The organism is Microbacterium saccharophilum (genome assembly GCF_007992455.1).
Lineage (GTDB): Bacteria > Actinomycetota > Actinomycetes > Actinomycetales > Microbacteriaceae > Microbacterium > Microbacterium saccharophilum.
This window is the reverse complement of sequence record NZ_BKAH01000006.1, coordinates 19070-31468: the sequence shown is the minus strand read 5'-3', so window position 1 is coordinate 31468 and position 12399 is coordinate 19070. Positions and strand designations below refer to the sequence as shown.

The 12399-nt window shown below is 69.5% G+C and carries 9 protein-coding genes, 2 tRNA genes and 1 pseudogene; 6 read left to right on the top strand and 6 right to left on the bottom strand.

Going from position 1 to position 12399, the window contains the following annotated elements:
• Nucleotides 1–8 precede the first annotated feature (8 nt).
• Nucleotides 9–881, top strand: a complete 873-nt coding sequence (locus MSA03_RS07735) for a carbohydrate ABC transporter permease (protein ID WP_147050257.1) — start codon at nucleotides 9–11, stop codon at nucleotides 879–881.
• The gene (locus MSA03_RS07730) at nucleotides 878–1774 is read left to right on the top strand and encodes a carbohydrate ABC transporter permease (protein WP_147050256.1); all 897 of its coding nucleotides are present in this window, start codon (nucleotides 878–880) and stop codon (nucleotides 1772–1774) included. Before MSA03_RS07735 ends, MSA03_RS07730 begins: the two co-directional genes overlap by 4 nt.
• Before the next feature lie 213 nt (nucleotides 1775–1987).
• On the opposite strand, the pseudogene MSA03_RS07725 reads toward MSA03_RS07730, so the two are convergent.
• Nucleotides 1988–3152: pseudogene (locus MSA03_RS07725) on the bottom strand (IS3 family transposase).
• A 523-nt stretch (nucleotides 3153–3675) separates the two neighbouring features.
• Nucleotides 3676–3767 (bottom strand) — tRNA-Ser (locus MSA03_RS07720).
• 160 nt (nucleotides 3768–3927) lie between these two features.
• Between MSA03_RS07720 and MSA03_RS07715 the strand changes: the two genes are divergently transcribed.
• Nucleotides 3928–4731, top strand: a complete 804-nt coding sequence (locus MSA03_RS07715) for an SDR family oxidoreductase (RefSeq protein ID WP_147050255.1) — start codon at nucleotides 3928–3930, stop codon at nucleotides 4729–4731.
• A 23-nt stretch (nucleotides 4732–4754) separates the two neighbouring features.
• Here MSA03_RS07715 and MSA03_RS07710 read toward each other — a convergent pair whose 3' ends face one another.
• The 4 genes from MSA03_RS07710 to serS all read right to left on the bottom strand — a co-directional run bounded on the left by MSA03_RS07710 (nucleotide 4755) and on the right by serS (nucleotide 8474).
• Nucleotides 4755–6074, bottom strand: coding sequence for an LCP family protein (locus MSA03_RS07710; RefSeq protein WP_244946361.1), 1320 nt, complete (start codon nucleotides 6072–6074; stop codon nucleotides 4755–4757).
• Between the two features lie 19 nt (nucleotides 6075–6093).
• Nucleotides 6094–6178, bottom strand: a tRNA-Ser gene (locus MSA03_RS07705).
• Between the two features lie 101 nt (nucleotides 6179–6279).
• Nucleotides 6280–7197 carry an HAD family hydrolase gene (locus MSA03_RS07700; protein ID WP_147050253.1) on the bottom strand — a complete coding sequence of 306 codons (918 nt, stop codon included), beginning with the start codon at nucleotides 7195–7197 and terminating at the stop codon, nucleotides 6280–6282.
• Nucleotides 7194–8474: a serine--tRNA ligase gene (gene serS, locus MSA03_RS07695; protein ID WP_147050252.1), complete on the bottom strand. Its 1281-nt coding sequence runs from the start codon at nucleotides 8472–8474 to the stop codon at nucleotides 7194–7196. Before serS ends, MSA03_RS07700 begins: the two co-directional genes overlap by 4 nt.
• A 61-nt stretch (nucleotides 8475–8535) precedes the next feature.
• Between serS and MSA03_RS07690 the strand changes: the two genes are divergently transcribed.
• Genes MSA03_RS07690 through MSA03_RS07680 form a run of 3 tightly spaced genes read left to right on the top strand, consistent with a single transcriptional unit; the run spans nucleotide 8536 to nucleotide 12183 of the window.
• The gene (locus MSA03_RS07690; protein ID WP_028496469.1) at nucleotides 8536–9702 is read left to right on the top strand and encodes a diacylglycerol/lipid kinase family protein; all 1167 of its coding nucleotides are present in this window, start codon (nucleotides 8536–8538) and stop codon (nucleotides 9700–9702) included.
• A 33-nt stretch (nucleotides 9703–9735) separates the two neighbouring features.
• A complete protein-coding gene (locus tag MSA03_RS07685) occupies nucleotides 9736–11091 on the top strand; it encodes a cryptochrome/photolyase family protein (RefSeq protein ID WP_147050251.1) in 1356 nt (451 codons plus the stop codon).
• 57 nt (nucleotides 11092–11148) lie between these two features.
• Nucleotides 11149–12183 carry an LLM class flavin-dependent oxidoreductase gene (locus MSA03_RS07680; protein WP_147050250.1) on the top strand — a complete coding sequence of 345 codons (1035 nt, stop codon included), beginning with the start codon at nucleotides 11149–11151 and terminating at the stop codon, nucleotides 12181–12183.
• Nucleotides 12184–12399 lie beyond the last annotated feature (216 nt).

Sequence of the window (12399 nt, the reverse complement as noted above, 5' to 3'; positions counted from 1 at the left end):
GCACTCTCATGGTCTGGGTCAGCACACGCTGGAAGATCCTCCTCATGCTCGCGCCGGGGCTCGTCGCGTTCACAATGTTCGTCGTCTATCCGGTCATCTACTCGGCCGTCTTCAGCTTCACCCGCTTCCAGGGTTTCGGTGCACCCACGTGGATTGGCCTGGACAACTACCTCGCGCTGGCCAACGACCCGTTCTTCTGGCAATCCCTGCAGAACACGATCGTCATCCTGGTCGTCAGCCTCGCCGTCCTGATCCCCGCCTCCTTCGCGCTGGCGCTGCTCCTGCAACGAGCCATCGCCGGACGTGGGTTACTGCGCGCGCTCGTATTCGGGCCCGCGATCATCGCCCCCATCCTCGTCGGGCTGATCTGGGTGTTCATCCTGGATCCTAAGATCGGACTCCTGAACCGCGCCCTTGCGGCGTTCGGCATCCCTCCGGCCCAGTGGATCGGCGGCGACTACCTGACACCCAACTCGGTGTCGGTTGTGTTCATCTGGAGCAGCATCGGTTTCGCCATGACTATCTTCTACGCAGGCCTCCAGCTGCTCCCCGGCGATGTGCTGGAGGCAAGCGCCCTCGACGGTGCCAGCGGCTGGCAACAGATCTGGCACATCAAGATCCCGATGATGCGTGAGACCTTCGCCATCGTCACGATCCTCATGATCACCAACATCTTCAAGATCTTCGAACTGGTGTACATGCTCACCGGAGGCGGCCCCGTCCATCGCTCCGAAACACTCGTCAGCTACATGTACTTCATCACGTTCACCAACCAGCAGTACGGCTACGGCATGGCGCTTGCAGTCGTGATCACCGTCCTCGGCGCGATCGTGTCCGCAGGCTACCTCATCGCTGCACGCCGCAAGGAGGCCACCGCATGAGCGCCCCGACCATTCCTGCAGGTACCCACGACGCAGCCGCCGACCATCCGGCGCACCGCCGTCGACCGGGGCGCCGACTCGGGATCACCCTCGGAGCCGTCGCCTACCTCGTGACGTTCCTGATCGTGCTTCCCCTCCTGTGGATCCTGTTGCTCTCATTTCAGCCCAGCGGCAACATCCTGGGAAATCCCCTCGCGTTTGACAACCTCACGTTCGACAATTACATCAACGCGATCACTGGCCTGCCGCTACTGCGGATGTACGCAAACACGATCTTCATCGCCGTAGCCTCGGTCACCATCGGCACCGCGATCTCGTTCATGGCCGCGTTCGCGCTCACCCGCATGGTATTCCGGCGACGACGCGCGCAATCTTCGCTGCGTCTCTACCTCCTGGCCGGCCTCGCCGTGCCCGTCTACATCCTGCTCTTCCCGGTCTACCGGCTCGACCTCACGCTGGGGATATTCGGCACCTACTGGGCGCTCATCCTCCCGTACATCGCCGTCACGATCCCGTTCAACATCCTCCTCATGACCGGTTTCCTGCGCGAGTTCCCCACCGAGATCGAAGAAGCCGCAATCATCGACGGTGTCGGGCTGTGGAAGCTCTGCTGGACCGTTGTACTCCCCCTCATGCGGCCGGTGATCGCAACGATCTTGATCTTCAACGTCGTGTACGTGTTCAACGAGTTCCCGTTTGCGTCGATCCTCATCAACGACCCCGACATGGTCACAGTCTCCCTCGCCGTCTCACGATTCCAGGGACAGTACACCGTCGACTACGGCGGGATGATGGCAGCTGCGACCCTCGTGCTCGTGCCCCAATTGATCATCTACGCGCTCTTCCAACGTCAGGTCATCGCAGGTATGACCGTCGGGGCCGTGAAGGGCTGACGGCGGGACACCCCGGTGCTATCTGTGCAGTCGACGGCACTGGCCTTGGTGGGTTCCCACGTGTTGGCGCTCACCGCCAACAACGATCCGAGCATCGATGCTCGTGACCCCCTGAACGCAACTCACGCGCGGAGCGCTCGAACTGTCGCGGAAGACGCGACTGACCGCTCACGGCGAACGGGTCTGCTGCACCGATAGGTGACGTTTTTGTAGTCACGCCGCGAGGGCGACGTTGGTGTTCATGATTGCTTCGTACTCGATTGGGGTCAAACCGTGGAGCCGTCTCTGCCGGCGGCGTCGGTGGTAGGTGCGTTCGATCCAGGTGACGATGGCGATGCGGAGTTCGTCGCGGGTGGACCAGGTGCGGCGGTTGAGGACGTTCTTCTGGAGCAGGCTGAAGAAGGACTCCATCGCGGCGTTATCGCCCGCCGCCCCGACGCGGCCCATTGATCCGACCATGCCGTGGTGGTGCAGGGCGCGGACCATCTTCCTCGCGCGAAACTGGGATCCTCTGTCCGTGTGGACCACGCAGCCGGCAACGTTCCCGCGCCGTGCGGCGGCGCTGTTCACCGCGTCGACGGCGAGACGAGCCTTCATCCGGTCGCTGATCGAGTACCCGACGATCCGGTTGCTGAACACGTCCTTAATCGCGCAGAGATAGAGCTTGCCTTCGCCGGTCTTGTGCTCCGTGATGTCGCTGAGCCAGAGCCGATTCGGGGCGTCGGCGGTGAACTGCCGGCGCACGAGATCGTCGTGAACGGGCGGACCGGGCCGTCTGCCCTTCGCACGACGACGTTTCCCGAACGCAGACCACCAGCCGTTATCGCGGCAGATCCGCCACGCCGTCCGATCCGCCATGACCTCGCCTGCGTCGCGGGCCTCGTCGAGCAGGAACCGGTAACCGAACTCCGGGTCGTCGCGTGCGCGTCGAACAACGCGTTCGCGCGATACGCCGCGACGAGTTCACCATCGGTGATGGGGTTGGCCAGCCACCGGTAGTAGGGCTGGCGAGCGAGCTTAAGTACCCGGCACGTCACCGCGACGGGAAAACCGTCAGCGGCGAGCTCGGTCACGAGCGGGTAGAGCCCTTTCCCGGCAGGTTCGCCTGCGACAGATACGCCGCCGCACGGCGGAGCACCTCGACCTCCTGCTCGAGCAGCCGGATCCGCTTCCGCGCCTCCCGCAGCTCTGCGCCTTCTGACCGGGTCACGCCCGGCTTCGAGCCCTCCTCGACCGCGGCACGCCGCATCCACTTCGTGAGCGTCATCGGGTGAACCCCGAAATCGGTCGCGATCTGCTCGATGGTCACACCAGGCTCACGGCCCCGCGCAACGCGCACGACGTCGTCTCGGAACTCGCTCGGATAAGGCTTCGGCACAATGACATCCTTCCAGGGCCCCCTCCCGGGCAACCCAACTCAGATGTCACCTACCAGTGCGGCAGACCCCGACGACGAGATCGTCGGTTGGGTAGTCGCCCGCACCGGACCCGGCGCAGGAATCCTCTTCCTGATCGCGACCTACCTCTGGGGCGTTGCGGCCGTCCTCGGAATAGTCGCAATCATCGCTGCCCTCGCCGCTTCGCAAGCCCACCACTCTTCTCCGCCGCCGGCATGTACGGCATCGCCACCATCCTGACCATCACGCTCTCGGCCATCCCCTACGGGGTCGAACAGGCCCGGAGGCAAGCTCGGTCACGGGCGGTGCGCTCCGCCTTGGGTCTTCGCGAGCCCGTCGCAGAATGGCGCACGCGCACAGGTACCGGCGCGGAGAGCCCACGCACAGGAGCGGGCTGATCTTCCGGGACACTGTGGGGACACTGTCGCCCAATTTCTCCCTGATCTATGAGAGATAGCCGACCGATCGGAAGTCAGAAAATCCCCGGCTTGACCGGGGATTTCTTGGCGGAGACGGAGGGATTTGAACCCTCGGTCCCCTTGCGAGGACTCCACCTTAGCAGGGTGGTGCACTAGGCCTGACTATGCGACGTCTCCAGGCATCCGGCCGAAAACGGCGCAGATGCACCCGGCAATCATAACCGGTCCCGGCCACCGCATCGCACCGCATCGCACCGCATCCGCCGCGCGGCTACCCCACCGGCATCCCGATGTAAACCCTCTCCGCTGCGCCCCGCGACGCACGTACGGTGACGCCATGATCGACACCTTCCTCCCCCGCCACGCGATCGTCACGGCATCCGACTCGGGGATCGGCGCCGCCACCGCCATCGCGCTCGCCCATGCCGGGATCGAGGTCGGCATCACGTGGCACAGCGATGAGGAGGGGGCGCAGAGAACGGCGGACGCCGTGCGCGCGGCGGGCTCCCGCGCCGTCGTCGCACATTTCGACGCGACCTACCTGCGGGCTGTGCCCGCGACGATCGACGCACTCGCCGACGAACTCGGCGGGGTCGACGTGTTCGTCAACAACGCCGGCGGCGGGGGTGGCATCCCGTTCCTCGACCTGTCGCTCGACGACTGGCGGCAGACGGTCGCCCTCAACCTCGACGGCGCCTTCGCCGGCATGCAGGCGGCCGCCCGGCGGATGGTCGCGGCCGGCCACGGGGGACGGATCATCGCGATCACGAGCGTGCACGAGCACCAGCCGCGCGTCGGGTCGGCGCACTACGTCGCCGCGAAGCACGGGCTCGGCGGTCTCGTGAAGACGATGGCGCAGGAGCTCGGCGCGCACGGGATCACCGTCAACGCCGTCGCCCCCGGCGAGATCGCGACGCCGCTGAACGACATGGAGTCGGAGGATGCCGCGCGCACGCACCGCCCCGGCATCCCGATCCAGCGCCCCGGCACGCCCGAGGAGATCGGGGCGGTCGTCGCGTTCCTCGCGTCCCCGGCGGCGGGGTACGTCACCGGCGCCAGCTGGCCGGTCGACGGCGGGATGCTGACCATGGGGCCGCAGGCCGGCTCGCACCTCGAATCCGACGCCTGGCGCCAGGGCTGAGCCCCGGCCGCGTGAGCGTCGCGCTACTGCTCCGCGCGGGTGCAGGTGACCTGCTTCGCGGTCTGTCCCGTGACGGAGCTGGGCAGCTCGACCGGGGCGTCCGTGCTCGGCGTCTGCGTGCCATCCGGCGTCGCGCTCGGATCCGGCGTCACGGCCGTATCGGGAGTCGCGGTCGGGGATTCGATGGTGCCGTCGCCGTCGGCCTCGCCCACGACCTCGACCCCGTTGCCCCCGCTGACCTCGCCGGTCAGCTTCAGCGGCCTGTTCTCCGCGATGGCCTGGAACAGCACGTCCGCGGCCCAGGTCACCGGCTGCACGCGCGCGCCGCCGGTGGCGTACTCGGTGGGGTACTGCACGAAGACGATGTCCTCGTACGCGACGTCCTTGACGGCCATCGCGATCTGCACCATCCGGGTCGCGTTCGCCAGGGACGAGCTCAGCACGAGCTGGCCGTTGTTGACCTGCTGCAGCGCCGTGGTCGCCAGGCCGAAGAGGGCCTGCGGGTTCGCGAGGACCGCGTCCGACTTCAGCTTCCGCACGAGGGAGCCCATGAACTGCTGCTGGTTCGAGATGCGGCCGAGGTCGGAGCCGTCGCCGATGCCGTGCCGGATGCGGAGGAACTGCAGGGCATCGGCGCCGACGAGCGTGTGCTCGCCCTTGGCCAGGTCGAGCCCGGTATGGATGTCCTTGATGTCGTCGGAGAGGCAGACGTCGACGCCGCCGATCGCGTCGGACATGTTGATCACGCCGGTCCAGCGGATGGATGCCGCGAACTGGATGTCGACGCCGGTGAGCTCCTCGATCGTCAGCACGCTGCACTGCAGGCCGCCGTTCATGTACGACGAGTTGAGCATCTGCGCGCTCATGGCGGGGTAGCTGCCACCGTCCTCGTTCGGGCACGAGGGGATCGGGATGACCATGTCGCGGGGGAACGAGACCACGGTCACGCGCCGCGGCGAGTCGCTGATGTTCAGCAGCATGGTCACGTCGTTGCGCTCACCGCCGTCGTCGTCCGCGCACCGCGGGAAGAGCGCGAGGTCCTGACCCTCGCACGAGTCGGTGCCGACGACGAGCAGGTTGACACCGCCCTCGATCTCGCCGATGCTCGGCGGCAGTTCGGTCTCGTCGTCGCCGATCGAGACACCGCTGTCCTCGAGGGCGCGCGCTGCGTCCCACACCGCGAAGGCGCCCACCGTGCCGATGCTGATCGCCAGCACCGCGACGACGGCGCCGAGGATCTGCAGGACCTGCACGAACGGGTGGGGGGAGGACAGGATGCCGTGCCGGGCGACGGGGTGCCGGCGGTGGCGGGACGCCTTGGCGGCGGAGGTGGGCTCGCTCACGGACGTCCTTTCGAAACTGCGGAGGGTGTGGGATTCGAACCCACGGGACATTGCTGCCCACCGGTTTTCAAGACCGGATCCTTCGGCCGCTCGGACAACCCTCCCGGCGGACGCCAACGGCATCCGACGAACAGGCGTCGAGTCTAGTGGACGGGTTCGCTCCCCATTTTCGCCGGAACGGCTGTGGACCGGCTGAGTAGCGGGATCAGAGCTTGCGGAGCACGTCGGCGACGCCGCCGTGCTGCACCGACCGGGTCGTCTCGGATGCCTCGCGGCGGACGTCCTCCGGCCCCTGCGCCATCGCGATGGCCCGACCCCCGTGCTCACGCGCCCAGCGGAACATCCCGACGTCGTTGCGGCCGTCACCCATGACGAGCACGTGCGGCGGATCGACCTCCAGCCACACCCGCACCTTCTCCAGCGCCGTGGACTTGTCCACGCCCTGCGGGGCGATGTCGAGCCACGCCGACCAGCCGACCGCATACGAGACCTTGTTGAGCCCGATGCGGGCGACGAGGTCGACGAAGTCCTCGTCGGTGTCCTCCGGGGAGACGACGACGACACGGCACACGGGGGACGCGGAGAGCTCCTCGAACGGCACGCGGCGGGCGTTCTGCAGGTTCCAATCGTCGAGCTGCTCGGTGTACAGGCGCCGCCCGTCGGGCAGCTCGACCATGTACCGGGCCTCCGGCAGGTGCTCGCGCAGGAGGTGGAGGACCTCGGCGGGGTCGAACGTCTCGACGTGGAACCGCTCGTAGCGCACCTCGTCGGCGAAGTCGCCGGCGATGCGCTTCATGATCACGGCGCCGTTGGAGCAGACGACGTACTCCGGCTGCATCTCCAGAATGCGCAGGATGCCGCGGGTCCCCTCCCACGAACGGCCCGTCGCGAGCATGACCTCGTGGCCGGCGCGGTGGGCGTGCGCGACGGCCGCGACCACCCCGGGGCTCAGCGTCTCATCCTCCAGGAGGACCGTCCCGTCGACGTCGAGGGCGATGAGGAGGCGCTCGGTGGGGACATCCGGGTTCTCGGTGTCCTCGGCGATCTCCTCGACGAGCTCCGCGGCCTTCGTCGGCCGGACGACCTTGACCGACCCGGTCGGCGGGAGGTGCGCTTCGCTCACGCGATCGGCTCCGCGACTTCCAAGCCGCCGAGGTAGGGTCGCAGCGCCTCCGGGATCCACACCGACCCGTCGGCGCGCTGGTGGGTCTCCAGCAGCGCGACGATCCAGCGGGTCGTCGCGAGCGTCCCGTTCAGCGTCGCGACGTGCGCCGTCTTTCCGACGCCGCCGCCTTCGACGGGCGGGCGGTGCCGGATGTCGAGCCGGCGGGCCTGGAAGGTCGTGCAGTTCGAGGTGCTGGTGAGCTCGCGGTAGGCACCCTGCGTGGGCACCCACGCCTCCACGTCGTACTTGCGGGCGGCGGAGGAGCCGAGGTCACCAGCGGCGACGTCGATGACGCGGTAGCTGAGGCCCAGGTCCTGCAGCATCCGCTCCTGCATCTCCACGAGACGCAGGTGCTCGGCTTCAGCATCCTCCGGGGTCGTGTAGACGAACATCTCCAGCTTGTTGAACTGGTGCAGGCGGATGATGCCGCGGGTGTCCTTGCCGCCTGAGCCGGCCTCCCGCCGGTAGCACGCAGACCACCCGGCGTAGCGCTTCGCGCCGTCGCTGAGGTCGAGGATCTCGTCCATGTGGAACCCGGCGAGGGGCACCTCGCTCGTACCCACGAGGTAGAGGTCGTCGTCGTCGAGCCGGTAGACCTCGTCGGCGTGCTGCCCGAGGAACCCGGTGCCGCGCATGACCTCGGCGCGCACGAGCGTCGGCGGGATGACCGGGATGAACCCGGCGGCGAGCGCCCGGTCGAGCCCCATGTTCATGATGGCCAGTTCGAGACGCGCACCGATGCCGGTGAGGAAGGTGAACCGGGCGCCGGAGACCTTCGCGCCGCGCTCCATGTCGATCGCGCCGAGCAGCTCGCCGAGGGCCAGGTGATCGCGCGGCTCGAAGTCGAACGTCGCGGGCTGCCCATGCGTGCGGAGGGTGACGAAGTCGTCCTCCCCGCCGGCGGGGACGCCGTCCAGGACGATGTTCTCGATCTTCGCGAGAGCCTCGTCGGCGGCCAGCTCCGCCGCGGTGACCGCCTGCTGAGCCTGCTTGACCCGGTCGCTGAGCTCCTTCGCCTCGGCGACGAGCGCGGGCTTGTCCTCCTTGGCGGCCTTCGCGACGGTCTTCCCGTGCGCGTTCTGCGCGGCGCGGAGCTCTTCGAACGCCGTCAGCGCCGCGCGGCGCTCCCGGTCGGCGACGAGGGCGGCATCCACCGTGTCGGCCGACTCCCCGCGTGCTTCCTGCGAGCGCTTCACGAGCTCCGGGTCGTCGCGGAGGAGGGCGAGATCGATCATCCGTCAAGTCTAGCCAGCGGGTGGCGGCTCCTCCCCAGCCTGCGGGTCCTAGTCTGTTCCCATGGGGCCTCTCTCTGACGACGACCGCGGTGCCGACGCTCCCGACCCCGTCGAGGCCGCCGCGCCCGACGACACCATCCGCGAACCGGAGGACGTCGCACCCGACACCACCGACGGTGAGGGCGGCGAGGCCCGCCGCGTGGATGCCGCGGGCCACACGGCACCGATCTCCGAGGGCGGGCGGCGGCCGAACCCGAAGGCCGCGCTCGTGTACAACCCGATCAAGGTCGACGCGGACGAGCTGCGCGCCTCCGTCACGCGGCTGGCCGCCGAGGCCGGGTGGGTCGAGCCCCTCTTCTACGAGACCACCGTGGACGACCTGGGCGACGACGTGACCCGACAGGCGCTCGCCGAAGAGGTGGATGCCGTCCTCGTGGCCGGCGGCGACGGCACCGTGCGCGCCGTCTCGGAGGCGATGACCGGGTCGGGGGTCCCGCTCACGATCGTGCCGAGCGGGACCGGCAACCTGCTGGCCCGGAACCTCCGGCTGCCGCTGGACGACGCGGAGACGATGATCCGGGCGACCTTCGACGGCGAGACGCTGCCGATCGACGTGGGCTTCGCGAAGATCACCCGCACGAACGCCGGCACGGAGGAACGCGCGTTCGTCGTCATGGGCGGTATCGGGCTGGACGCCGCCATGATCGCCAACACCAACGGCGACCTGAAGAAGAAGGTCGGCTGGGTCGCCTACGTCGACGGCGCCGCCCGCTCGCTCGTCGGGGCGAAGCCGTTCCCCGTGATGTACCAGCTGCCTGGGCACCGCATGCACCGCGCGAACGTGCAGAGCGTACTGATCGCCAACTGCGGGTCCCTGCCGGCAGGGCTCGAGCTCATCCCCGAGGCGTCCGTCACGGACGGTCAGCTCGATGTCGTCGTCGTGCAGCCGAAGGGACCCTTCGGCTGGCTGCTCGTCTGGCGCCGCGTCGCCTGGGACAACAGCGTGCTGCGACGCTTCCGGGCGGGACGCAAGTTCCTCGCGCTGACCACGGAGGACAACGCCGTCCGCTACACCCGCGGCGTTGGCATCGACATCGCGACGCCGTCGGCACAGCCCGTGCAGCTGGACGGTGACGAGTTCGGCGAGGGCACGCATCTGCACTGCCGCGTGGAGACCGGCGGGCTGCTGGTCACCGTGCCGCGCGGGCATTCGGTCACGGCGGTCTGACCTCCTCGGCCCCGATGAGGGCAGGATGGACGGATGACGTCGCCCTCGATCGTCTGGTTCCGCGACGACCTGCGGCTCGCCGACAACCCGGCGCTGCGCGCGGCCGTCGACCGGGGTGCGCCGATCATCGCCCTGTTCGTGCTGGATGACGAGTCCCCCGGCATCCGCCCGCTCGGTGGCGCCGCCCGCTGGTGGCTGCACCACTCGCTGGCCTCGCTCGCCGAGCGACTGCGGGAGAAGGGCGGGCGCCTCGTGCTGCGACGGGGACCCGCGGCACGCACCGTGCGCGACGTCGTGCAGGATGCCGCCGCCGGCGCCGTGTTCTGGAACCGGCGCTACGGGCTCCCCGAGCGGGAGATCGACGCCGACCTGAAGTCGTCGCTGCGCGCCGACGGCGTCGAGGTCGCCTCGTTCGCGGCCGCGCTCCTGTTCGAGCCGTGGACCGTGACGACCGGCGCCGGCACCCACTTCTCCGTCTTCACCCCGTTCTGGCGCGCATGCCAGCAGCAGCCGGGGCCGCGGGGGCCGCTGCCGGAACCGCGGACGATCGCCCGGTTCGAGGGAGACGTGCCGTCGGACGATCTGTCGGACTGGGCCCTGCTGCCGACCGCGCCGGACTGGGCCGGGGGCCTGCGCGAGGCGTGGGAGCCGGGTGAGCCGGCCGCCCGCCGCCGGCTGCGGGAGTTCCTCGCCGAGGACGTGGGCGACTATGACCGGGCGCGCGACGAACCCGCCGCAGGGGCGACCTCGCTGCTGTCGCCACGGCTGCGGTGGGGCGAGCTCGGTCCGCACACGGTGTGGCATGCGGCGGCCGAGGCCGGCGGCGGCGGGCGCTTCCTCACCGAGCTGGGCTGGCGGGAGTTCGCCTGGCACACCCTGTTCCACGCCCCCGACCTGGCGACGACGAACCTCCGGCGGGAGTTCGATGCGTTCCCGTGGCCGCCGCTGCGACCGGACCTGCTCGAGGCGTGGGAGCGCGGCGGCACCGGCTACCGTCTCGTCGACGCCGGGATGCGGGAACTCTGGGCGACGGGGCACATGCACAACCGGGTGCGCATGGTCACGGCATCCTTCCTGGTGAAGAACCTGCTGATCGACTGGCGGCTCGGGGAGCAGTGGTTCTGGGACACCCTGGTCGACGCGGATGCTGCGAGCAACCCGTTCAACTGGCAGTGGGTCGCAGGGTCCGGCGCCGACGCCGCGCCGTACTTCCGGGTGTTCAACCCCGAGCTGCAGGCGACCAAGTTCGACGCCGACGGGCGGTACGTCGCGCGGTGGGCGCCGGAGTACGGCGCGGGCAGCGCTCTCCGGCCGGAGCCCGTGGTCGACCTCAAGGAGTCGCGGGGTGCGGCGCTGGCCGCTTATGAGGCGGTCCGCCGCGGAGGCTGAGGCAACGCCAGGGGTGGCCTGGAATACGGGGCGGGACTCCCGGAGTTGTCATGGGGGATGACTCCTGCGCTCTCCGTCCTTGACCTCGTCCCCGTCCGCACCGGCCAGACCAGCGCGCAGGCGGTGACGGCATCCCTCTCGCTCGTGCAGCGCGCCGAGGAGCTCGGCTACCGCCGCTACTGGTTCGCCGAGCACCACAACATGCCCGCCGTCGCCTCGACGACGCCGCCGGTGCTGATCGCCGCCGCGGCGGCGCGGACCTCCACGATCCGGGTGGGATCGGGCGGCGTCATGCTGCCGAACCACTCGCCGCTCGTGGTGTCCGAGCAGTTCGCGGCGCTCGAGGCCATCGCGCCGGGACGCATCGACCTCGGCATCGGGCGCGCCCCGGGCAGCGACCCGGTCATCACGCAGCTGCTGCGGATGAGCGGCACCACGAGCGACGTCGAGCGGTTCCCCGAACACGTCCGCGACATCGTCGGGCTGGTCTCCGGCGACGGCGCGACGCTGCGCTTCACCTCCGGCGGCACGTACGACGTGCACGCCACCCCCGCCGCCACGACGACGCCCGAGGTGTGGCTGCTCGGCTCGAGCGACTATTCGGCGCAGCTCGCCGCGGCGCAAGGCCTCCCGTACGTCTTCGCCAACCACTTCTCCGGCGAGGGCCTCGAGCGCGCGCTCGATCTGTACCGCTCGCAGTTCCAGCCGTCGGCGACCCTGGCCGCCCCGCGCACGTTCCTCACCGCGAACGTCGTCGCTGCGGCGACGGCCGCGGAGGCGGAGGAGCGGATGCTGCCGCAGGCGCGCATGATGGCCCGGCTCCGCGGGAACCGGCCGCTCGTCGCGCTCGAGACCGTCGAGCAGGCCGCCGCCGCGGAGGCCGCGGACGGGCTCGCCGCGCCGGTGCTCGAAGCGCTCCGCCGCCGGTGGTTCGTCGGGACCGGGCCGGACGTGCGCACGGCGCTGGCGGAGTTCGCCGCCCGCTGGGGCGTCGACGAGGTCATGATCTCGCCGGTCGCCGGCGCGTACGACGCGGAGCCGATGGAGTCGGCCGCGGGCCGCATCCAGACCCTCGAGGCCGTCGCCGGCTGACGCGGTTGCGCCCTGCGCGGGCGTGGCCCGGGGGTCGGTGACCCCGGGGGACGTGACGCTCCGGGGAGATGTGACGCCCGGGGCACGTAACGCCCCGCGGGGATGTGACGCCTGGGGAGGACATAACGCCCCGGGAGGTGGCATCCCAAGGTTTTCATCCTCCTGGCGGGACATCTCCTCCGCATCCGCGGGACATCGCCCCCAGGATGTGACGCC

Bases quoted from the DNA above. Each gene is read 5' to 3' on its own strand.
- MSA03_RS07680 (WP_147050250.1), top strand. From the start codon at position 11,149: ATGACTCCTGCGCTCTCCGTCCTTGACCTCGTCCCCGTCCGCACCGGC.
- serS (WP_147050252.1), bottom strand. From the start codon at position 8,474: ATGATCGATCTCGCCCTCCTCCGCGACGACCCGGAGCTCGTGAAGCGC.
- MSA03_RS07685 (WP_147050251.1), top strand. From the start codon at position 9,736: ATGACGTCGCCCTCGATCGTCTGGTTCCGCGACGACCTGCGGCTCGCC.
- MSA03_RS07735 (WP_147050257.1), top strand. From the start codon at position 9: ATGGTCTGGGTCAGCACACGCTGGAAGATCCTCCTCATGCTCGCGCCG.
- MSA03_RS07715 (WP_147050255.1), top strand. From the start codon at position 3,928: ATGATCGACACCTTCCTCCCCCGCCACGCGATCGTCACGGCATCCGAC.
- MSA03_RS07730 (WP_147050256.1), top strand. From the start codon at position 878: ATGAGCGCCCCGACCATTCCTGCAGGTACCCACGACGCAGCCGCCGAC.
- MSA03_RS07690 (WP_028496469.1), top strand. From the start codon at position 8,536: ATGGGGCCTCTCTCTGACGACGACCGCGGTGCCGACGCTCCCGACCCC.